Source organism: Gemmiger sp. An120 (genome assembly GCF_002160955.1).
Classification (GTDB): Bacteria; Bacillota; Clostridia; order Oscillospirales; family Ruminococcaceae; genus Gemmiger_A; species Gemmiger_A avium.
Genome location: NZ_NFLN01000004.1, coordinates 23894 through 45543, shown reverse-complemented (window position 1 = coordinate 45543; position 21650 = coordinate 23894). Strand labels below are relative to the sequence as shown.

General features: G+C 62.2%; 24 protein-coding genes. 13 read left to right on the top strand and 11 right to left on the bottom strand.

All coding sequences use genetic code 11. The features are described 5' to 3' along the window. Positions 1 to 22 precede the first annotated feature (22 nt). The 6 genes from B5E65_RS04960 to plsY all read left to right on the top strand — a co-directional run bounded on the left by B5E65_RS04960 (position 23) and on the right by plsY (position 4819). The gene (locus tag B5E65_RS04960) at positions 23 to 427 is read left to right on the top strand and encodes a hypothetical protein (RefSeq protein WP_087170668.1); all 405 of its coding nucleotides are present in this window, start codon (positions 23 to 25) and stop codon (positions 425 to 427) included. Between the two features lie 180 nt (positions 428 to 607). Then, on the top strand, positions 608 to 1111 hold the full coding sequence (locus B5E65_RS04955) for a YceD family protein (protein WP_087170667.1): 504 nt from the start codon (positions 608 to 610) through the stop codon (positions 1109 to 1111). A 28-nt stretch (positions 1112 to 1139) separates the two neighbouring features. Beyond that, on the top strand, positions 1140 to 1322 hold the full coding sequence (gene rpmF / locus B5E65_RS04950) for a 50S ribosomal protein L32 (protein ID WP_087170666.1): 183 nt from the start codon (positions 1140 to 1142) through the stop codon (positions 1320 to 1322). A 75-nt stretch (positions 1323 to 1397) separates the two neighbouring features. Next, positions 1398 to 2708 (top strand): DUF512 domain-containing protein, encoded by a 1311-nt coding sequence (locus B5E65_RS04945; protein ID WP_087170665.1) that lies wholly within the window; start codon positions 1398 to 1400, stop codon positions 2706 to 2708. 22 nt (positions 2709 to 2730) lie between these two features. Continuing rightward, on the top strand, positions 2731 to 4062 hold the full coding sequence (gene der / locus B5E65_RS04940) for a ribosome biogenesis GTPase Der (RefSeq protein ID WP_087170664.1): 1332 nt from the start codon (positions 2731 to 2733) through the stop codon (positions 4060 to 4062). A gap of 25 nt (positions 4063 to 4087) precedes the next feature. After that, on the top strand, positions 4088 to 4819 hold the full coding sequence (gene plsY, locus B5E65_RS04935; RefSeq protein ID WP_087170663.1) for a glycerol-3-phosphate 1-O-acyltransferase PlsY: 732 nt from the start codon (positions 4088 to 4090) through the stop codon (positions 4817 to 4819). 61 nt (positions 4820 to 4880) lie between these two features. On the opposite strand, the gene B5E65_RS04930 is transcribed toward plsY, so the two are convergent. From B5E65_RS04930 to B5E65_RS04890, 9 genes are all read right to left on the bottom strand, one after another. After that, a complete protein-coding gene (locus B5E65_RS04930) occupies positions 4881 to 5498 on the bottom strand; it encodes a DUF4340 domain-containing protein (protein ID WP_087170662.1) in 618 nt (205 codons plus the stop codon). Beyond that, a complete protein-coding gene (locus tag B5E65_RS04925) occupies positions 5495 to 7012 on the bottom strand; it encodes a GldG family protein (protein WP_087170661.1) in 1518 nt (505 codons plus the stop codon). The genes B5E65_RS04930 and B5E65_RS04925 overlap by 4 nt, the downstream gene beginning before the upstream one ends. A gap of 14 nt (positions 7013 to 7026) precedes the next feature. After that, positions 7027 to 7890, bottom strand: a complete 864-nt coding sequence (locus B5E65_RS04920) for an ABC transporter permease (RefSeq protein WP_087170660.1) — start codon at positions 7888 to 7890, stop codon at positions 7027 to 7029. Further along, positions 7887 to 8912 (bottom strand): ABC transporter ATP-binding protein, encoded by a 1026-nt coding sequence (locus tag B5E65_RS04915; RefSeq protein ID WP_242957486.1) that lies wholly within the window; start codon positions 8910 to 8912, stop codon positions 7887 to 7889. Before B5E65_RS04915 ends, B5E65_RS04920 begins: the two co-directional genes overlap by 4 nt. A gap of 137 nt (positions 8913 to 9049) precedes the next feature. After that, a complete protein-coding gene (locus tag B5E65_RS04910; RefSeq protein WP_087170658.1) occupies positions 9050 to 10657 on the bottom strand; it encodes a DUF4153 domain-containing protein in 1608 nt (535 codons plus the stop codon). 14 nt (positions 10658 to 10671) lie between these two features. After that, the gene (locus B5E65_RS04905) at positions 10672 to 11193 is read right to left on the bottom strand and encodes a hypothetical protein (RefSeq protein WP_087170657.1); all 522 of its coding nucleotides are present in this window, start codon (positions 11191 to 11193) and stop codon (positions 10672 to 10674) included. Then, positions 11190 to 11411 (bottom strand): helix-turn-helix domain-containing protein, encoded by a 222-nt coding sequence (locus B5E65_RS04900; RefSeq protein WP_087170656.1) that lies wholly within the window; start codon positions 11409 to 11411, stop codon positions 11190 to 11192. The genes B5E65_RS04905 and B5E65_RS04900 overlap by 4 nt, the downstream gene beginning before the upstream one ends. A gap of 21 nt (positions 11412 to 11432) precedes the next feature. Continuing rightward, positions 11433 to 11894 (bottom strand): DUF2975 domain-containing protein, encoded by a 462-nt coding sequence (locus tag B5E65_RS04895; protein ID WP_087170655.1) that lies wholly within the window; start codon positions 11892 to 11894, stop codon positions 11433 to 11435. Positions 11895 to 12037: 143 nt separating this feature from the next. Further along, a complete protein-coding gene (locus B5E65_RS04890; RefSeq protein ID WP_087170654.1) occupies positions 12038 to 13567 on the bottom strand; it encodes a YifB family Mg chelatase-like AAA ATPase in 1530 nt (509 codons plus the stop codon). 152 nt (positions 13568 to 13719) lie between these two features. Here B5E65_RS04890 and B5E65_RS04885 point away from each other — a divergent pair, with 152 nt between their 5' ends. Further along, positions 13720 to 15432, top strand: a complete 1713-nt coding sequence (locus B5E65_RS04885; protein WP_087170653.1) for a phospho-sugar mutase — start codon at positions 13720 to 13722, stop codon at positions 15430 to 15432. A gap of 62 nt (positions 15433 to 15494) precedes the next feature. Here the strand turns inward: B5E65_RS04885 and B5E65_RS04880 are convergent, their stop codons facing one another. Both B5E65_RS04880 and B5E65_RS04875 read right to left on the bottom strand, forming a co-directional pair. After that, on the bottom strand, positions 15495 to 16679 hold the full coding sequence (locus tag B5E65_RS04880) for a pyridoxal phosphate-dependent aminotransferase (protein ID WP_087170652.1): 1185 nt from the start codon (positions 16677 to 16679) through the stop codon (positions 15495 to 15497). Positions 16680 to 16707: 28 nt separating this feature from the next. Then, a complete protein-coding gene (locus tag B5E65_RS04875; RefSeq protein ID WP_087170651.1) occupies positions 16708 to 17604 on the bottom strand; it encodes a PLP-dependent cysteine synthase family protein in 897 nt (298 codons plus the stop codon). 214 nt (positions 17605 to 17818) lie between these two features. Between B5E65_RS04875 and ylxM the strand changes: the two genes are divergently transcribed. From ylxM to trmD, 6 genes are all read left to right on the top strand, one after another. Further along, entirely contained in the window at positions 17819 to 18184 is a 366-nt protein-coding gene (gene ylxM, locus B5E65_RS04870; RefSeq protein ID WP_087170650.1) for a YlxM family DNA-binding protein, read from the top strand. 18 nt (positions 18185 to 18202) lie between these two features. Next, on the top strand, positions 18203 to 19540 hold the full coding sequence (gene ffh / locus B5E65_RS04865; RefSeq protein WP_087170649.1) for a signal recognition particle protein: 1338 nt from the start codon (positions 18203 to 18205) through the stop codon (positions 19538 to 19540). 112 nt (positions 19541 to 19652) lie between these two features. Then, positions 19653 to 19895, top strand: coding sequence for a 30S ribosomal protein S16 (gene rpsP / locus B5E65_RS04860; RefSeq protein ID WP_087170648.1), 243 nt, complete (start codon positions 19653 to 19655; stop codon positions 19893 to 19895). Positions 19896 to 19917: 22 nt separating this feature from the next. Further along, positions 19918 to 20151, top strand: coding sequence for a KH domain-containing protein (locus B5E65_RS04855; protein WP_087170647.1), 234 nt, complete (start codon positions 19918 to 19920; stop codon positions 20149 to 20151). A 71-nt stretch (positions 20152 to 20222) separates the two neighbouring features. Then, positions 20223 to 20756 carry a ribosome maturation factor RimM gene (gene rimM, locus B5E65_RS04850; protein WP_087170646.1) on the top strand — a complete coding sequence of 178 codons (534 nt, stop codon included), beginning with the start codon at positions 20223 to 20225 and terminating at the stop codon, positions 20754 to 20756. Further along, positions 20753 to 21472: a tRNA (guanosine(37)-N1)-methyltransferase TrmD gene (trmD, locus tag B5E65_RS04845; protein ID WP_242957482.1), complete on the top strand. Its 720-nt coding sequence runs from the start codon at positions 20753 to 20755 to the stop codon at positions 21470 to 21472. The genes rimM and trmD overlap by 4 nt, the downstream gene beginning before the upstream one ends. Positions 21473 to 21650: the final 178 nt, after the last annotated feature.

The following is a 21650-nucleotide window of genomic DNA, read 5'->3' as shown; positions in this document are numbered from 1 at the left end:
AAATACAAGGAGGTATACCCCTATGATTCAACTTATCGTCGGCACCAAAGGCTCCGGCAAGACCAAGACCCTGGTTGACATGATCAACGCCGGCACCCGCACCACTTCCGGCAACGTGGTGGTTATCGAAAAGGGCATGCAGCTCACCTATGACATCGACTACAAGGCCCGCCTGGTGGATATGGACGAGTACCATGTGGCCGGCGCTGATATGTTCTATGGCTTCGTGGCCGGCGTTCTGGCCGGTAACTACGACATTACCGAGCTGTATATCGACGGCGTGCTGAAGGTTCTGGATCATGACCTGGACACCCTGGGCAAGGTTCTGGATCAGCTGAGCGCCATCGCGGGCGAGAACCTGAAGCTGGTTGTTACCGTTTCTGCCGACCGCGCCGCGCTGCCGGAGAGCGTTTCCAAGTATCTGTGATCCGCCTTTCGGCGGTGAATGGGCGGCGGGGGCCGGCAACGGCCCCCGCCGCATCCATATATAGGTGCACCGAGCGGTGCATCGGGTGAAAACACCAAAAAAGTTGATTTCCGCTGTATTTTGTAGTTGACAAACCAATGTACAGTGGGTATAATTGATAAGCGGCCTTTGAGGTAGACTATGCAATTTGATCTGAAACAGTTCCTGCACAACGGGCGAGAGCCCTGGCGCCAGTCCTTTACGTTGGATTTTACCGGCGCTGATTTTCCCGGATATTCGGTGGACGAGCCGGTCTCGGTGGAGTTCGCGGCCTATCCCGGCGAAGCGGATGTGGAACTTGTGCTCAAGGTAGAGTCGCAGGTCTGCGCATCCTGTGCCCGATGCCTGGCGCCCGTGCGTCAGCCGGTGTGTTTTGAACGCCGGTGGCTGATCCGTCCGTCCGATCCTGACAGCGAGGAGTTCGAGCTTCCCCTGGCGGAGAACGGCGCGCTGGATCTGGACGAACTGGCATATCAGGAACTGGTGCTGGAGGTCGAGCCCGTGCTGCTGTGCAGCCCGGATTGTCAGGGACTTTGCCCCGTATGCGGACAACCAAAAGCGGCAGGCTGTGCCTGTCAGCGGCAGGCCGGCGATGATGCCCCCGCAGACGCAAGGCTAAGTATATTGAAACAACTGCTTCAATGACAGAATTCCATCGAGGAGGTGCTTAAAGATGGCAGTACCCAAGAGAAAGGTTTCCAAGGCACGGCGTGACAAGCGTCGCTCCTCTGTGTGGAAGCTGGAGGCCCCCGCTCTGGTCAAGTGCGAACAGTGCGGTGAGTACAAACTCCCCCACCAGGTATGCGGCAACTGCGGCTACTACAAGGGCAAGGAAATCGTCAAGAAGGAAGCCTGATCCAGGTTTCCAGTGCAAAGGGGAGGGCTTGCCTTCCCCTTTTTGCTTTGTTATCCCACAGGAGGTTACCCGATTATGGCGGTGCGTGTACAGCAGGTAGAAAAGGGCTCGGCGGCCGAGCGTCTGGGCATCCGGCCCGGTTCGGTGCTGCTCTCGGCAGACGGCAACGAGCTCAATGATATGCTGGACTATCAGTTCTATACCTCCGGCGCGTCCTTTCAGCTGGCCGTGTCCACGGAAGGGCACCTGGATTATCTGCAGGTGAGCAAAACCGAATACGAGCCGCTGGGATGCGGATTTGAGACCTATCTGATCGACCAGAAGCATACCTGCGCCAACCACTGCATGTTCTGCTTCATCGACCAGCTTCCTCCCGGTATGCGGGACACCCTGTACTTCAAGGATGACGACGAGCGGCTGAGTTTTCTGTTCGGCAACTACGTCACCCTGACCAACCTGAGCGCCCACGAGGTGGAGCGCATCAAAACCATGCACATCAGCCCCATCAACATCTCGGTGCACACCACCAACCCGCAGCTTCGTGTGCGGATGATGGCCAACAAGCGGGCGGGGGAGGTGCTGGAGTACCTGCCCCAGTTCGCGCAGGCAGGTATCGAGATGAACTGCCAGCTGGTGCTGTGCCGGGGTGTGAACGACGGGGACGAACTGCGCCGTACCCTGGCCGACCTGAAGGCCCTGGCCCCGCATGTGAAAAGCATCGCGGCGGTGCCCAGCGGCCTGACCCGCTACCGGGACAGGTTGTATAAACTGATCCCCTACGATTCGGCCAGTGCCGCCGCGGTGCTGGACATCCTGGAAGAATTCGGCAATCAGTGCCGTGAGGAACTGGGCACCCGCCTGGTGTACCCGGGGGACGAGTGGTATCTGATGGCCGGCCGGCCCATCCCGCCGGCAGAATTCTACGAAGAGTATCCCCAGTTGGAAAACGGCGTGGGCATGTGGCGCAAATTTCACGATGAGTTCCTGGATGAACTGTTCCAGCCCCGCCGTGTCTGGCTGCCCCGCCGGATGGACATTGTAACCGGTACCCTGGCGGCACCGCTGATCCGCCGTCTGATGGAAGAGGTGCACCGCCGGTTCCCTGCGGTCAAGGTGACGGTGCACGCCATCCAGAACGATTTCTTTGGCGGCAATGTGAGCGTGGCGGGCCTTGTGACCGCCGCCGATATCCAGGCCCAGTGCAAGGGCAAGCTGTCCAGCCGGGTGCTGGGCGTACCCGAGGTCATGCTGCGGGATGAAAAGGATATGTTCCTGGACAGCGTGACCCTGGCCCAGCTGGAAAAACAGCTGGGGGTAAAGGTCAAGATTCTTCCCGCCGACGGTGCCGGCACCCTGCGCGCCGTGCTGGGGGAGAAAACCAACTGAAATAAAGGAGGAGGCGACAACCATGCCGAAACCTATCGTGGCAGTGGTGGGGCGGCCCAACGTGGGCAAGTCCACCCTGTTCAATAAACTGATCGGCCAGCGCCTGGCCATCGTGGAGGATACCCCGGGCGTTACCCGGGACCGGATCTTCGGGGACTGCGAGTGGCAGAACCAGAAGTTCCTGCTGGTGGATACCGGCGGCCTGGAACCCAATGTGGACGACGGGATGCTGCTGCACATGCGGCAGCAGGCCCAGCTGGCCATTGATTCGGCCGACTGCATCATCATGGTCACCGACCTGCGGGCCGGTGTCACGGCCCTGGACCAGGACGTGGCCAACCTGCTGATGCGCAGCGGTAAGCCGGTGGTGCTGGCGGTAAACAAGTGCGACAAGGTGGGCGAGCCCCCCATGGAGCTGTACGATTTCTACTCCCTGGGCCTGGGCGAGGTGATCCCGGTCTCCGCCGTGCACGGCCACGGCACCGGCGATCTGCTGGACGCGGTGTGCGCCTACCTGCCCAAGACCGAAGAGAACGGGGAAGAGGATGACCGGATCCCCGTGGCGGTGATCGGGCGGCCCAACGTGGGCAAATCCAGCCTGGTGAACTACATCCTGGGCGAAAACCGGATGATCGTGGCCAACGAGGCCGGCACCACCCGGGATGCCATCGACAGCCCGGTGGAGAACCAGTACGGCAGCTTTATCTTCACCGATACCGCGGGCCTGCGCAAGCGGTCCAAGGTGGAGGACGGCGTGGAGCGGTACAGCGTACTGCGCAGCCTGGCGGCGGTGGAGCGCAGCCGGGTCTGCGTGATCCTGATCGACGCCACCGAGGGCTTTACCGAGCAGGACAGCAAGGTGGCGGGCTATGCCCATGAGCAGGGAAAGGCCTGCATCATCGCGGTCAACAAGTGGGACGCGGTGGAGAAGGACGACAAGACCATGGACGCCATGCGCAAAAAGCTCATGGATGATTTCAGCTTCATGTCCTACGCGCCCATCATCTTTATCAGCGCCCGCACCGGCCAGCGGGTGGACCGGCTTATGGAGCTGATCCGTTATGTGGACGGTCAGAACGCCCTGCGTGTGACCACCGGTGTGCTGAACGAACTGCTGGCCCGGGCTACCGCCCGTGTGCAGCCTCCCAGCGACAAGGGCAAGCGGCTCAAGATCTTCTATATGACCCAGGCCTCCACCCGGCCGCCCACGTTTGTCTGCTTTATCAACCGGGCGGAACTGTTCCACTTCTCCTACCAGCGGTATATCGAGAACCAGATCCGGGAGACCTTCGGGCTGGAAGGCACCCCGGTGCGCCTGCTTGTGCGGGAACGGGGCGACGGCAAGACCCGCTAAGTACCTGTAAGGAGGAATCGGCGGTATGAATCTGAATATCCTGGCGCTTGGTTCGATCGGGACGATCGGCGGGGCGGACGGCCCCACCGCAATCTATGTCACCGGCTCGCCGGTGGGCTGGATTATCCTGATCACAGTGCTCTGCCTGGCACAGGCCTACCTGCTGGGCAGCATCGATTTCGGCGTAGTGGTCAGCCGTCTCATCTTCAAAGAGGATGTGCGCAGCAAGGGCAGCGGCAACGCGGGCACCACCAACATCCTGCGCACCTACGGCAAAAAGGCCGCCGCCCTGACCCTGATGGGAGACATGGGCAAGGGTGTGCTTGCCGTGCTGATCGGCCGGCTGCTGTTTGGCCTGCTGCCTGTGCCGGACGCTGCCCTGTATGGGGCGCATCTGGCCGCTATTGCCGCCACCTGCGGCCATCTGTGGCCGGTATGGTTCGGCTTCAAGGGCGGCAAAGGGGTGGCTGTGGCCGCGGGTGCGATCCTGGCCAGCCAGCCGGTGGTGGTAGCCGCCCTGGCGGTGGTTTTCTTTACCCTGGCGTTCACCACCCGGATTGTCAGCCTGTCCAGCATCACGGTGGCGGTGCTGTATCCGGTGTTTACCGCCCTCTGGTGCTGGTACCAGGGCGATGTGATCTGGTTCCCCACCCTCTGCGCCGCCATTATGGGCGCGCTGGTGGTCTGGATGCACCGCGCCAATATCCAGCGCCTGCGCAATGGTACCGAATACAAGTTCGGCGAAAAGAAAAAATAAGCGCGATCCCGCGCAAAAACAGCAGGGCCCGGAAACAAAGTTTCCGGGCCCTGCTGTTTGTTTATTCGGAGGTTTCCTCCGGTTCCACCTCGGCGGTGATCACCTGGATCAGCTCGTCGGCAGTGTACTGGAAGACATTCAAACTGGTGTAACTCACGGTGTACAGGCTGGTCTCGCCCTCCACCATCAGGTATACCTCGCCGGTCACCTCGTTGGTGTCGCCGTAGTAGTAGATGTGCTCTTCGCCGTTTGCCGTGGCGCAAACCGTCAGCACCGGTTCATCCAGCCCGAACTGGGCCAGGCTTTCGTTTTCGCCCAGATCCCGGGTGGCGGTCAGGGTTCCCAGCGCGGTGGTCATGCTGTTGATCAGGGTCTGTTCCACCGTCTCGTCCGGCCGGTCGGTCAGAGTCCAGCGGCTTTCCTCCTCGGTGGTCACCTCGCCGGTCTCTTCATCGGTGGTCTCCACCGTTTCGGTTATCCGCTCCAGATTGACCGTTTCGTCTCCGCGGGTGTATTGAATGGCGGTAATATCCGCTGCGGCATAGTCGGTCAAAGCGATGGAAGGGTCGTCTTCCGTCTCCTCGGGCTCGGCGGCCAGATGGGTAACCAGTGCCAGCCCGGCATCCAGCACCACCACCAGCCCGACCAGCACAAACAGCAGCAGCCGTTTCTGTTTCATCGGCGTCTCCTCCGTTTCAGGGTTACCGTGATGCCCAGAATCAGCAGCACCAGCGGCACGGCCACCATAAACACCCCGGCCCAGAAGGTCACCTGGCCGGAACTCAGGCTCAGGCCTTTCAGCATCAGGCTCTTGGCGGCAATCAGGGCGGTGGTGTCCTGATCTGCCAGCCAGGTCAGACAGCCCAGCGCAAACTGGCCGTTTCCGCCCATGGTGATCTGATCCAGATCATCGGTCATCAGCAGCATCGGGCAGCTCAGCCAGACCAGGCGGCTTTCCGCTTCACTGGTGTCTGCTGCGGTTTCCTCGGTGTCGTCCGTTTCCTCACCGTCCGAAGCGTCGGTCACCGTGCGGCTGGCCGCTGCCGCCAGCACAAAGCTGCCGGTCTCGTCCCCGTCTTCTTTGTTCAGCGTGGTCATATCATACCCCTCGGATTTGATGTAGGCGCTGTCGCTGGTGGTCAGAAGTTCGCTTACCGTGACCCCCTCGGGCAGTTCGTCCGCCACCCGGATGGCCTGTGCCTCCGGTGCCAATACATACAGGCCGTCATCCACAGCGTCGTTGATGGCATGGCTGCCCTGATCCGGCAGCAGGTAGTAGGACGCGCCCTGCAGATGGTAGTTGCTGCTGCCTTCAATCACCAGACCATCGATCAGGCTCAGGCCCCAGTCCTCCATCAGGCTGTCCAGGTTGGGCGTATCCACCCCGGGATCGGTGCAGACCAGCATCCGCCCGCCGTCCAGCAGCCAGCTGCGCAGGGCTTCCACGTCTTCCGCGGCAAAATCCGAACTGGGCGCATAGATCACCAGTACGTCCGCGTCCTCGGGGATATCGCTGGTCAGCAGGTTCAGCTCCTGCAATTCCATATTCTGCAGCCCCAGTGCCTGCTGCACGCCGTCCGACAGGGTGGCTTCGCCATGGCCGGTAAGCTGATATACCACCGGGAGTTCTCCGCCGGTCACGTACTGCACCGCACTGGTGATCTGATTTTCCGCGTCAAAGCTGGTGGTGTAGGAATAGGTGTCGTAGTCAAATTCGCTGGAATAGAGTACGCTGCTGTCCACCAGCCTGGTGCGGTCACCGCTCACCACGATCAGACTGCCGTCGGTGGCGTCCTCCACCCCCATCTGGCAAGCAAAACCCGGGTAAAGGGCCGGGTCCTTCTGCTGCCACTGGATGTGGCTGCTGTGCCCGGCGTACTGATCCAGCAGAGCCGTTACATTGCTGTCCACGCTGCCGGTCTGGGCCAGATAATAGATGGTCACATCCTGCTCCAGTTCGTCCAGAATGCCCAGGGATACGTCTCCCAGGGTATACAGCTTGGTCTCGCTCAGGTCAAACTGGCTTACCGAGGCGGGCAGGGCATTGCCGATCAGATTTACCAGTACCACTGCCGCCACTGCCAGCACGGTCAGTACCGTGGCGGCTGAACCGTTGCGGAACACCTGTGCCGTGGGCCTGGCGGGCAGAGAAAAGCGGAACCGGCGCTTTGGCCTGTCCTTGCGTTTGCGCATGGGAGGGCCTCCTTTCAGTTCCAGCGGCGTTTTTCCAGCCCCTGGCCCGCCAGGAACAGAAACAGCGCCGCGATGCTTACATAATAGAGAACAGCCGGGATGCTGAAGATACCGTAGATGAAACTCTCAAAGGGGGTAAACAGCCCCAGTGCCCCCAGCAGGGCCGAAAACGCGCTGGTCAGCGCGGCACTTTGCAGGCCGTACAGCAGCCCCAGCGCCAGGCAGAGCCCCAGAAAAACCAGCATGCCGAAGGTCAGGCTGCGGCTTCGGATGCCGGCCAGCAGGCCGGCCAGGGCTGCCAGCAGACCGAACACGCCCAGTGCCAGCAGGCTTCCCACCGTAAATAGGGTCTGGATGCCGGGCATCAGATAGCTCAGCAGCAGCACCCCGAAGGTGGACAGGGCCGCCAGAATGGTGTTTTCGGTCAGACCGCTTAAAAACAGCCCGATGGCGATACCGGCGCAGCCCAGCAGCCAGTAGCCGAACAGTGCCCCGTAGGCCTTGGCCAGGCTGACGATGCCGTACATCCGCATCACCAGCGGGCACAGCCCCAGCACCGCCACCGGCACGGTGAATACGGCCACCATGGCCAGGTATTTGCCCAGTATGATGGAGGGCACCCCTACCGGCGCGGTGAGCAGCAGCTGATCGGTGCGGGCGCGGCGTTCTTCCGCCAGGCTGCGCACGGTCAGGATAGGGATAAACACCAGCATGGCAAAGGTGGTGCTGTACAGGGTATAACCGAAGTCCGGGTACAGGTTCAGCAGGTTGTATACCCAGAAATACAGCACGCCTACCAGTACATAGGCCGCACAGAGGGAATACCCCAGCATACCGCTGAAGATGCTTTTCCACTCCCGCTTGAATATGGCAATCACGGCTGCGGACCTCCTTCCTCCTCATCCGGCTCAACCACGTCATCCTCATAGCCGTCCTCGTCTGCTTCAGGCGGTTCCGGGGGATCCTCTTCCTGGGGATCAAATTCGGTCAGCTGCAGGAACACATCCTCCAGGCTCAGAGCCTCGGTCTCCATATGCAGCACCGCGCAGCCGGCGGCTGCCAGAGCCAGGCTGACGGCGGCCTGCTGTTTCTGGTCCGCACCGGCGTTCAGGGTGATTTCCAGCCGCGTTTTGCCGTTTTCCTCTTCAGCATGCACCTCCTGTACGCCGTCCAGACCATGCACCGCCCGGGCGGCGATTTCGGCATTTCCCAGTACCAGTACCTGCAGACGGGTGCGGTCGGCCAGTTGTTCGGCCAGCTGATCCGGGGTTCCCTGCGCCGTAAGCTGCCCGTGGGACAGAATCAGCACCTGGTCGCACACGGCGCTTACCTCGCTCAGAATGTGGCTGGACAGAATTACGGTATGCTTGCGGCCCAGCTGGCGGATCAGGGCGCGAAACTCAATCATCTGCGCCGGATCCAGCCCCACGGTGGGCTCGTCCAGAATCAGCACTTCCGGGTCGCCCAGCAGCGCGGCGGCCAGGCCTACCCGCTGCCGGTACCCTTTGGACAGGTTGCGGATCAGGCGATGGGCCATATCGGCGGCTGCCACCCGGTTCATGGCTTTGCGCACCTGTTCGGCCCGCTGGGTGCGGGGCACCCGGCGCAATTCGGCCACAAAGCGCAGGTATTCCTCCACCGTCATTTCCGGATAGAGGGGCGGCTGCTCGGGCAGGTATCCCAGCTGACGCCGTGCTTCCATGGGCTCTTCCAGAATATCATGCCCGCTGATGATCACACGGCCCTCGCTGGCGGAGAGATACCCGGTCAGCACGTTCATGGTGGTGGTTTTGCCGGCGCCGTTGGGCCCCAGCAGACCGCAGATCTGCCCGGTGGGAACCGTAAAGGACAAATCCTTTACCGCAACTTGCGACCCGTAGCGGCGGGTCAGATGCTCCACTTGGATCAATGTGCCACGCTCCTTTGCAAAAGAAAAGGCCATCCCTTCCGGGATGACCTTATCCGGTCTGCAGGCAGTATACGCCGCCGATGTGTGGATTCTGCAAACAGCCGGTGAGAAAAGGATGAAAAAACTATTCAGCGGATCTCGGCCCGATCTGAAAGACCGGTGGAGGGGTCGAGGGTTACGGTCAATCGCTGGCCGCCATCCAGCTGCCAGTACAGCGTATTGCCGCCGGAATAACCCTGATAGCCCAGCATATCCACCAGTTCCTCTTCGGTGCGGCCCAGCATCCAGCCGCAGTCCAGCAGAGGCTGGGCAAGTTCCGTCCGGTTATCCCAGCCCTGGCACTGCCCGATCACGTCCGCGTCCAGGGTGTCCACCACACCGTGGGCATAAAGGGAGATGTTGCCCCGCACGATCCAGCCGTCCGGATGGGACAGGCAGAGCAGGGCAAAGGCTGCCGCCGTTACCCACACGGCCAGCCGGATGGCACGGATCGGGCGCAGCAGGGTAAGCAGGGCGATCAGGGCCCAGGCCCCCAGTACCAGGATAAACCAGGCAGCCAGCACCCGGCGGGGCGTCAGGCCGAACCGGCCGATGTACAGCGCCAGCTTGGCCCCGGCCACCGCCACAAACAACAGGCTGAATCCGCACAGGGCGCCGCCCAGTGCCTGCAGCGCCCGGCTGCGGCGCAGGGGTACCCGGCTGAGCTTGGCGCAGCCGCCCAGCACCGCCATGTTCAGCAGCATCAGGCGGCAGACTTCCTCAAACCCGCTGACCGCGTACTCGGCCGCGGTGAAGCCGTCCGGGAGATGGCCGAAGAACCCGCCCAGCAGATAACTGCCCTGCAAAACAAAGAAAATCAGATACAATCCGTTTAATGCTGTAAGCAATATACAAATTGTACTGTTTGGGAGGGTGCGCAGCTCCTCGGCAGCGCCGCGCAATTCGGTGCAGATGGCGGGATCTTGCTTGTTCCGCAGGCAGGATGCCGCCAGACCGTACAGCCAGGCACCTACCGGCAGGCTGAGCAACAGCCGAACCAGCAGCTCCGTGTTTAGCCAGCTCCAATCCAGGGTCAGCTGCATCAGCGCGGCGAAGTGCCCGTCTACTGCGGCCAGAAGTTCATACGCCACCAGCAGCAGAGGTACCGCGGCTGCCAGGCCAATCAGAACTCCGGGCAACCCTTTTCCAGGTTTGGTGCGTCGGATGCGGTGGAATAGGGTGCGGATACGCAGGAAAAAGCCGCCGAACGGATAAGCAAAGAACCCACGCAGCAGATCCAGCCAGATCATCGGGCCGGTGCTGCCCTCGGCCAGCGCGCCGGTGCGGCTCAAAGTCCAGTAGACAGCCAACCCGTGCAGGGCCAGCAGATCCCAACCGCCTACCGTGCGGCCGTTGTTGCCCCACAAGCCAATGCTTAGGGCGACCAGCCCCAGGCAGACCAGCCAGAACCAGCTCTCAGCGGGAACTTTTGTGTGGCCCATGGCACGGCAGAAAAGCTCTACCCCGGCGCAGAAAATTACGGCAAACAGGGCAATACGGTTGTCGCCAATATTGAACAGCTGAATGTACAAAAAGCCAACTAGATAGCTGCCCAGTGCGGCCCACAGCTCGGCGGGTGCGGCGGTAAACGGAGAGCGAACCGGTACAGCCGGTGCGGCCGGACGCGGCGAGGGATCGGTTTGAGGCGCACTTGAATAGAGGGGACGCCCCGCGCCCTCTTGCATGCGGTTTTCCATAGGGATTCTCCTTATCAGGTGTCCAGGGTCAGATAATACAGTTCATTCCGGTCGGCGTCGTAGAGCGCCAGGGTAAAGTTAAAGGAACCGCGTTCCAGCACTTCGCTTTCATCGGTGGAATCATAGCTTTGGGAATGCCGGTCGATAAACCGGTACCAGCCGTTTTCCACCGCCGGGCTTACCAGCGGTTCGCCCTGCTCATCGGTCAGGTAAGGGCCCCAGCCCAGGTCGGAGCCGTCCTCTTCGCTTCTGAGCCCATATACCAGCGCGGTGGTCACATTGGACAGAGGCAGCGGATTCCAGGCCGTATCGGCCGCGATGACATCGGCCAGCGCATCGTCCGGAAACGACAGCTTCAGGAAGGACATGCCGTCCCCGTGAAAGCCGCCGTGGGTATCACGTTCGGATACAGCTGTTCCGGCGCTCAGATCCAGTTCCAGTGCGCGGGAAGCTTCGCCCTGCAGGGAACGGGCCCCGCAGCCGGTCAGTGCCAGAAGAAGGCAAAGTACGATCAGAAGCCATCGATAGTGTTTCATGGTGTTTCCTCCTCATCCGGCAGGTATTCCAGAATGTCGCCGGGCTGGCAGTCCAGCTCCCGGCACAGGGCTTCCAGGGTGGAAAACCGTACCGCTTTGGCTTTGTTGTTTTTCAGGATGGACAGATTGGCCGGGGTAATCCCGATCCGATCCGCCAGATCGCCGGCGGCGATGTGACGGCGGGCCATCATGACATCCAGGTTGATTCGGATGGACATAAGCACATTCCCTCCCCGGCGTCAAATGGTAAAGTCCAGTTCGTCCTTCATGGCGGCGGCCTGGGCAAAACAGTTCTTTACAATCCGCACAATCAGGGCCATAAAACCCGCCGCTACCGCTACCAGCAGCCAGGGCAGGTAGTACCAGGCGCTTACCAGGCACAAAAGACAGGCCGCCATGCAGCACCAGCTTACCCGGCGCAGCCTTGCCACGTTGGCCGATATGAATACCTGCCCGGCGGCCAGTGCCCCCAGCAGCCGGTGCAGATTGACCAGCAAAATCCAGGCGGGGATGCTGCCCAGGTAGATGGTGGCCATCATCAGAATCCCTTCCCGCACACCGAACCCCAGCAGTACCGGCCGGGTGCCGATGAACCAGTCCACCGCCCAGTAACAGCCCAGATCCAAAGCCGCCAGCAGCACGGCAAACACCAGCACGCACACCTGGGACAGCCGGATGCTCTGTTTACTTGTGATTTTCATAGTCGATTCCTCCTTGAGTGGGGATATCCTCTGGCGATACTATACCACAGCAAAAATTGAAAATCAATATATTTTTATCGAAAAACAATAAAATTATTCCGATAAACAAAAAATCCCGGCGGACAGTTCCGCCGGGGAAGCGATTATTCGGTGTACCAGTATTTCCGATCCAGGCTGCGGTACTGCAGCGCTTCGGCCAGATGCTCCTCACCGATGCGGTCCGCGCCCGCCAGATCGGCAATGGTGCGGGCCACCTTTAAAATGCGGTCGTAGGCCCGGGCGCTGAGCCCCATGGCCCGGAACGCCTCCCGCAGCAGGGAAGCGGCGGCCGGGGTGGTTGTGCAGTACCGGCGCAGCAGGGCAGGGGGCAGCTGGGCGTTGCAGCGCACACCGGTGCCGGCGTACCGGGCAGCCTGGATTTCACGGGCGGCCAGCACCCGGGCCAGAATGGCGGCGCTGCTCTCGCCTCCGGCGGTATCGGCCAGATCCTCGTACTCCACCGGGGCCACCTCCACATGCAGGTCGATCCGGTCCAGCAGCGGGCCGCTGATCTTCTGCCGGTACCGGTCAATGGCGCTGGGCGGGCAGGTGCAGGCCCGGGTGGGATGGCCGAAATACCCGCACCGGCAGGGGTTCATGGCGGCGGCCAGCAAAAACCGGCTGGGATAGGTGGCGCTGCCCGCCACCCGGCTCACCGTTACCTGGCCGTCCTCCACAGGCTGGCGCAGAATCTCCAGCGCGTCCCGGCTGAATTCCGGCAGTTCGTCCAGAAACAGCACCCCGTCATGGGCCAGGCTCACCTCGCCGGGCCGGGGGCTGGAGCCGCCGCCTGCCAGTGCAGTGGCGCTCACACTGTGATGGGGGCTGCGGAACGGCCGCCGGGTCATGAGCCCGCTGCCTGCGGGCAGCAGCCCGGCTACCGAATAGATCTGGGTCACCTCCACCGCTTCTTCCCGCGTCAGGGGTGGCAGGATGCCGGGCAGACGCTTGGCCAGCATGCTTTTGCCGGTGCCCGGCGGGCCGATCAGCAGGATGTTGTGCCCGCCTGCCGCGGCCACCTCCATAGCCCGGCGGGCTTCCGCCTGGCCGTGCACGTCGGCAAAATCCGGCAGATCCCCGGCAGGGGCGCTTGCGTAGGCAAGAGGTTCCACCGGGGTCAGCGGCGCCTCACCCCGCAGATGATCCGCCACCTGTCGGGCGCTGGTTACCCCGTAAACGGTCAGCCCCTCTGCCACGGCGGCTTCCCGGGCGTTGGCCTCGGGCACAAACAGCTGCCGGACGCCGCAGGCGGCCGCATGCAGCGCCATGGGCAGTACCCCGTTTACCGGCCGCACCGCCCCGTCCAGGGCCAGTTCGCCCACAAAGGCGCAGTCCGGCGGCGGGGGCGGCAGCTGTCCGGCCGCGCAAAGGATGCCCAGCAGGATGGGCAGATCGTATACCGGCCCGGCTTTTTTCCGGTGGGCCGGGGCCAGGTTCACCGTGATCCGCCCGGCCGGCCAGCCGAATCCCAGGTTCTTGCTGGCGCTGCGCACCCGGTCGGCCGCCTCCTTGACGGCGCTGTCCGGCAGGCCCACAATGGCAAACTGGGGCAGCCCGCCGCTCAGGTCGGCTTCGGCCGTTACAAGAAATCCCTCCAGCCCGTGTATCCCGAAGCTGTTCACCCTGGCAAACATGGCAGACCCTCCCGCACATTCTGTTAAAATAAGTATAGAGCGCCCTGCCAAAATCCACAAGTGCGAATTGACAATCCCCCCGGCTGTCTATAAAATAGTAGATAGAAAACCTATCTGCAATGCTCAGAATCCACAGAAAGAGGGTAATTGCCATGTATCAGGAAGAGTATGAACGCTGGCTTGCCGCCGATCTGGACGACGCCGACCTGAAACCCGAGCTGGAATCCGTGCGCGGGGATGACGAGGCGATCCAGGACCGGTTTGCCGTGGCGCTCAAGTTCGGTACCGCCGGTCTGCGAGGGGTTATCGGCGCGGGTACCAACCGGATGAACGTATATGTGGTGCGGCAGGCCACCCAGGGCCTGGCCAACTGGGTCAAGACCCAGGGCGGCACCCAGACCGTCGCCATCAGCTATGACAGCCGCATCAAGAGCGATGTGTTCGCCAAGGCTGCCGCCGAAGTGCTGGCCGCCAACGGGGTCAAGGTTCGCATCTACAAGGCGCTGATGCCGGTGCCCGCTTTGAGCTTTGCCACCCGGTACTATCAGTGCAACGCGGGCATCATGGTTACCGCCAGCCACAACCCGGCCAAGTACAACGGCTACAAGGCCTATGGCCCGGACGGCTGCCAGATGACCGACGAGGCCGCCGACATCGTCTATGCCGAAATCCAGAAGACCGACGTGCTCACCGGCGCCAAGACCATGCCCTTTGAGGAGGGGATGGCCGCCGGCCTGATCCAGTATGTGGAGGACGCCTGCTACGAGGCCCTGTACGACGCCATCAAAGCCCGCAGCGTGCGCCCGGGCCTGTGCGCCACCGCCGGGCTCAAGCTGGTGTACAGCCCGCTGAACGGCAGCGGCCTGGTGCCGGTCACCCGGGTGCTGCACGACATCGGCATCACCGATATCACCATCGTGCCCGAGCAGAAAGATCCGGACGGCAACTTCCCCACCTGCCCCTATCCCAATCCGGAGATCTTCGAGGCGCTGCGCCTGGGCCTGGAACTGGCTGAAAAGAGCGGCGCCGATCTGATGCTGGCCACCGACCCGGACGCCGACCGTGTGGGTATCGCCGTGCGCTGCAAGGACGGCAGCTATGAGCTGCTCAGCGGCAACGAGGTAGGCGTGCTGCTGCTGGACTACATCTGCGCCGCCCGCATCGAGAACGGCACCATGCCCAAGGATCCGGTCATGGTCAAGAGCATCGTGTCCACCCCGCTGGCGGACGTGGTGGCCGCCCATTACGGGGTCGAGTGCCGCAACGTGCTCACCGGCTTCAAGTGGATCGGCGACCAGATCGCCCGTCTGGAGGCCGCCGGTCAGGTGGAGCGGTTCATCTTCGGCTTCGAGGAGAGCTACGGCTATCTGGCGGGCAGCTACGTGCGGGATAAGGACGCCGTGATCGGCAGCATGCTGATCTGCGAGATGGCTGCCTACTACCGCAGCATTGGTTCTTCCATCAAGGAAGAGCTGGAGCGCATCTATGCCCAGTACGGCCGCTACCTGAACAAGGTGGACAGCTTTGAATTCCCGGGCCTGTCCGGCATGGACAAGATGGCCGGTATCATGCAGAACCTGCGCCAGAACCCGCCCGCCGAGTTTGCCGGCTACAAGGTGGTGTCGGTGGCCGACTACCAGGCCCGCACCAAGACCGATCTGGCCACCGGTGCGGTGGAGCCCATCGACCTGCCCGCCGCCAACGTGCTGATCTATGCCCTGGAGGGCGGCGCTTCGGTGGTGGTCCGTCCCAGCGGCACCGAGCCCAAGATCAAGACCTACTTCACCACCCTGGGTAAGGATCTGGCCGAGGCTGAGGCCCAGAAGGACGCCCTGGCGGCGGCCCTCAAGCCCCTGCTCAGCTGATTCGCACACAGAATAAAAAACAGGCGCGCTGCTCAAGGCAGCGCGCCTGTTCGTTTGTGTCTTTAGCGGTACTCCGCCGCCAGTTTGCGCAGGGCCGGCAGGCTGCGCAGCACCTTGTCGGTGTCGATGCAGTAGGCCATCCGGAAATACCCCGGGCAGCCGAAGCTGTCCCCCGGAACCAGCAGCAGGTCGTACTGCAGGGCCTTTTTGCAGAAAGCCCCCGCGTCCGCCTCCAGCGCTTTCGGGAAGATATAGAAGGTGCCGCCCGGCTCCACACAGGTGAAGCCCAGATCGGTCAGCTCCTTGTACAGGATATCCCGGTTGGTGCGGTAGACACGCAGATCGCTGGTCACGTCCAGGCAGCGGGCCACCGCCAGCTGAATGATGGAAGGCGGGCAGTTGTGGCCGGTGCCCCGGGAAATCTGCCCGCAGATCTCGATGATGGTTTCCGCCTCGGCGCAGTCCGGCCCGGCGGCCACATACCCGATCCGTTCCCCCGGCAGGCTCAGCGATTTGCTGAAGGAGTAGCAGGTCAGGGTGTTGGGATAAAGCGCGGCCGGGTAGGGGGCGGGCTCGTCGCTGAACACGATCTCCCGGTAGGGTTCGTCGCTGATCAGGTAGATGGGCTGGCCCCATTCCCGCTGCTTTTCTTTCAACAGGGCGGCCAGGCGGCGCAGAGTCGCCTCGGTGTACACCACGCCGCTGGGGTTGTTGGGGGTGTTGATCAGCACCGCCGCCACATCGGGGGCCAGCCGCTTTTCCAACTCGTCAAACTGGATCTGGAAGTCCTCCACATGGGCGGGTACCACCTCAAGCCGCAGCCCTGCGCCCTCCACATAGGGTCGGTACTCCGGGAAGAACGGCGCAAAGGTCAGCACCCGGTCGCCGGGACGGCCCACCGCCCGCAGCGCGTGGGCCACCGCCCCCGCCGCGCCGGTGGTGGGAAAGATGTGCCGGGCTTCGTAGGCGATCCCGAACCGCCGCCGCAGTGAATCCGCGATGGCCTGCCGCACGCTCTCGATGCCCAGGCTGGGGCTGTAGCCGTGCAGGGTCAGGGGATCGCTGGTCTGCAGCAGATCCAGCATGGCCTGGGTGAACTGTTCCGGCGGCGCAACCGACGGATTGCCCAGGCTGTAGTCAAATACGTTTTCCGGGCCGATCACCTTGGCCCGCTCCATGCCGTAGGCAAAAATCTCCCGAATGGCCGATTTCTGCCCCAGCATCTTCCGGTAGTGTTCCGGTATCATGGTATATACTCCCTCTCCCTCAATAAAATCAGTCATAGGTCACCCGTCCGCTGAAGATGCACAGCGGACGGCGGGCCTTGCCTTTTTCAATCAGCTGCCGGGCCGCAAACAGCACGGCGCCTGCGCTGGGGCAGGCGGGGATGCCGTCGGTCAGCAGAACCTCCCGGGCGGCGCGCTGGGCGTCGCCGCTGGTCACCGCCATCACCAGGTCCACCACATAGGGATTGTAGTTGGCGGGTACAAAGCCGGCCCCCAGGCCGGGAATACCGTGTTTGCCCACAAAACCGCCGCCGATGGCCTGGCTTTCATAGGGTTCCACCGCCACGATCTTGATATGGTCATGCCAGGCGCGGATGTGTTCGCCCACGCCGGTCACAGTGCCGCCGCTGCCCACGCCGGCCACCACCGCGTCGATCTGCCCGCCGGTGGCTTTCAGAATCGCCGGGCCGGTCACCCGCCGGTGGTGTTCCGGGTTGTCATCGTTGGCAAAATAGTCCATGTAGTAGCCGCCGCAGCTTTCGGCCGTCTGGCGTGCCAGCTGCTCCATACCCCGGCGGCCGTCCAGCGGGGAGGAGTACAGCAGCTTTGCCCCCAGACCCCGCAGATAACTCATCCGCTCCGCGTCCAGGGTGCGGGGTACTATTAAAGTAATAGGATGGCCGCTTACCCGGCAGGCCAGGGCCAGCGCCGCCCCAAAGGTGCCGCTGCTGGCCTCCACCACCGTCTGGCCCGGGGCCAGGTCGCCCCGTTCCGTGGCCAGGGCCAGCATGCTCTCCGCCAGACCGTCCTTGGCGCTGCCGGTGGCCCCGCCGAAATCCAGATAGGCCAGAATCTCGCCGCGCAGCCGGTTTTGGGCGGCGTAACCCCCCAGCTTTACCACCGGGCAGCGGTAAAGCACCGGATAGTAGCTGTTCAGAACCTCCATGGCGGCGCCTCCTTTCGGCATTTGCCCCTTTATTATAGTATCTTATTCCATCGTTTTTGCGCCGTCAAGCGCCTGGCCCACTCCAGCAAGCACAAAAACCCGAAAAACCGAAAATATTTGCCCCTCTCCCCTTGACAGGCCGGTGCCCGTCTGGTATAATTTGCAACTGTAAAGTGAAACGCTTTACAGAAATGCAGAGGAGGAGGGCGCGGCCGTGGCCAAGAATCTGGAGATCTCGTACCTGCTGGATTTCTACGGCGAAGTCCTCACCGAGAAGCAGCGCGACGTGATGGAGCAGTATTACAACGACGATCTGTCCCTGGCGGAGATCGCGGATAACTTCGGCATCACCCGGCAGGGTGTGCGGGACTCCATCAAGCGGGGCGAGGGCATTCTGCTGGAACTGGAAGAAAAGGTGGGATTTGCCCGCCGGTACCGGGCCGTGCAGGAGGGTGTTGCCCAGCTGGAAAAGCTGACGCGGGACATCCGCTTCTACAACTCCACCTCCTACGCCATGAGCGAGGAGATCGACAAGGCCACCAGCGAGATGCTGGCACTGATCGAGCATATCAGCGAGTAAGGGCAGCGAGGAAACGATATGGCATTTGAATCCCTTTCCGACCGGCTGGCCGGTGTATTCAAAAAACTGCGCGGCAAAGGCAAGCTGACCGAGGCGGACGTCAAGGCTGCCATGCGGGAAGTGCGCATGGCCCTGCTGGAAGCCGACGTCAACTTCAAGGTTGCCAAGGACTTCTGCAACGAGGTTACCGAGCGCGCCATGGGGCAGGAGGTCATGGAAAGCCTGACCCCCGCCCAGCAGGTGGTCAAGATCGTCAACGAAGAGCTTACCGAGCTCATGGGCGGTCAGGAAGCCGCCCGCATCCACATCAAGTCCAAGCCCCCCACGGTCATCATGATGTGCGGCCTGCAGGGCAACGGTAAAACCACCCATGCCGCCAAGCTGGGCAAGTGGTTCCTGAAGCAGGGCCACCGCCCGCTGCTGGTAGCCTGCGACGTGTACCGTCCTGCGGCTATCGACCAGTTGAAGGTGGTGGGCGCCCAGGCCGGTGTTCCGGTGTTTGAACTGGGCCAGGCCAAGCCTGAGGAGATCGCCGCCAAGGCGGTGGCTCATGCCAAGGATCACGGCAACGACATCGTGATTCTGGATACCGCCGGCCGTCTGCATGTGGACGAGGCCCTCATGGCCGAGCTGGGCCGCATCAAGGAAGCCGTCACAGTGGACGAGGTTCTGCTGGTGGTGGACGCCATGGCCGGCCAGGACGCGGTCAACGTGGCCAAGGCCTTCAACGAGGCGGTGGAGGTGGACGGCATCGTCCTCACCAAGACCGACGGCGACACCCGGGGCGGCGCGGCGCTCAGCGTCAAGGCGGTCACCGGCAAACCCATCAAGTTCCAGGGCACCGGCGAAAAGCTGGACGACCTGGAGGTCTTCCATCCGGGCCGCATGGCCGGGCGAATCCTGGGCATGGGCGATGTGCTCACCCTGATCGAGAAAGCCCAGCAGGCCCAGGACGACAAGCAGGCGGAGGAAACCGCCCGCCGTCTGATGGAAAACAAGTTCGATATGAACGACATGCTGGCCCAGCTTGCCCAGATGAAGAAGATGGGCGGCGCCGCGGCCCTGCTGAGCATGCTGCCCGGCGGCAACAAGATCGACCCCAGCCAGGTGGACGACAAGGCGTTCGTTCAGATCGAGGCCATCATCTACAGCATGACCCCCGCCGAGCGGGAAAAGCCCGCCATCATCAATCCCAAGCGCAAGCGCCGGATCGCCGCGGGCAGCGGCACCACGGTGGAGCAGGTCAACAAGCTGTTGCGTCAGTATGAGATGATGCAGAAGCTCATGAAGCAGTTCAAGAAGAATCCCAAGGCCTTTGGCCGGCGGATGGGCATGGGCGGCATGATGCCGCGCTAAAAGCCCTTTACAATTTATTCGGTATGCCCCAGGCCGCCAGGCGGTGCGGGTGTTATACATTTTCTTTACCGCGCCCGAACCGGGCCGACACATTTACAGGAGGTAACGTATCATGGCTGTTAAGATCAGACTGCGCCGCATGGGCGCCAAGAAGGCTCCTTTCTATCGTGTGGTTGTGGCGGATAGCCGCTTCCCCCGCGATGGCCGCTTCATTGAGGAGATCGGCTACTACGATCCCACCAAGGAGCCCGCTGTTGTGAACATCGACGCCGAGAAGGCCAAGAAGTGGATCGCCACCGGCGCTCAGCCCACCGACACCGTGCGCGTGCTGCTGAAGAAGTCCAACATTCTGTAACCCAAAAACGGAGGTACGATCCATGCAGGAGCTGTTGCTGGCCGTTGCCAGAGGGCTGGTGGATGAGCCGGACGCCGTGCAGGTCACTGTGGATGCCCCCCGAGAGGACGGCACCATCGTCTATCACCTGCATGTGGCCGAAGGGGACATGGGCCGTGTCATTGGCAAGCAGGGCCGTATCGCAAAAGCCATCCGCATTGTCATGCGGGCGGCTGCCGTCCGTCAGGGCGACAAGGTAATGGTCGAGATCGACTGATCCCGGCCGCAGGATCAAAAGCCTTTTGCCCCGTGCAAAAGGCTTTTTTGTTTGTGAACAAAGGAGCCGTTATGCAGCAATATCTGGAGATCGGCCGGATCGTGGCGCCCCACGGGGTCACCGGCGAAATGAAACTGGAACTCTGGTGTGACAGTGTGGCCTTTCTGGGCCGGCTGAAGCGGGTATACCGCTCCGGGCAGGGGGAAGGGGAGATGCAGGTCACCGGCCTGCGTCCCCATAAGAACATGGGCCTGCTCCGGCTGGAGGGTGTGTCCGATATGGACGCCGCCCGGGCCCTGGTGGGCCGTGTGCTCTGGGCCGCCCGGGGGGATCTGCGCCTGCCCAAAGGTGCCTGCTTTATTCAGGACCTGCTGGGCTGTCAGGTGCTGGACGCGGATACCGGCCGCTGCTACGGCACGGTAAGCGACATCAGCCATCCCGCTGCCCAGGACATCTATACCGTCAAGGCGGAGGACGGCGCCGAGTACCGGTTCCCCGGCGTGGCGGAATTCCTGGTGGAAAAATGCCCGGAGGAGGGCTATATCCGGGTGCGGCCGATCCCCGGCATGTTCGGCGCTGCCCAGAACGGAGATGAAGCCGAATGATGCGCATTGACATCGCCACCCTGTTCCCGGACGTGTGCCAGGCCTATATGAACGAGAGCATCCTGGGCCGGGCGGCCCGCAAGGGCCTGATCGAGACCCACTGCCACCAGATCCGGGACTATACCCTGAACAAACAGAAGCAGGTGGACGACTACCCCTACGGCGGCGGCTGCGGCATGGTGATGAACGCCCAGCCGATTTATGACTGCTGCCGGGCCATCATCCGGCAGAACTGGCTGTATGGCCGCCCCCGTCCTCATATCGTCTTTATGACCGCCGCCGGCGCTCGCTATGACGAGGGCCATGCCCGCCGCCTGGCCACCTACGACAACCTGCTGCTGGTCTGCGGCCACTACGAGGGCATGGACGAGCGGGTGATCCAGGAGATTGGCGACGAGGAAATCAGCATCGGGGATTACGTGCTCACCGGCGGGGAACTGGCCGCGCTGGTAGTGGCGGACAGCGTGCTGCGGCTGCAGCCCGGCGTGCTGGCTGAGCCCCAGGGATACCAGGAGGAAAGCCACTGGAACGGCCTGCTGGAATATCCCCAGTACACCCGGCCGGAGGTCTGGCAGGGCCGTGCCGTGCCGCCGGTTCTGCTTACCGGGCACCATGCCAATATCGAGAAATGGCGTGCCCAGCAGAGCCTGGAACGCACCCGGGCCCGCCGCCCCGATCTGTATGCCGCCTGGCAGGCGAAAAACAACAAAACCTGATACAGTGTTCGCCAATTGTGGAAAGATGTTGAAAACCTTTGACTATCTGGCCAAGCTTGTGAAAAACTAACTGGTGAAGTTGTACAAATGCGGCGTTTTTCAAAAAGCCAAGATTCGGAGAACTGACAAAATTGCCCAAAACCCCTGTACAAGGCGGGGGCGATGTTATAAAATTATA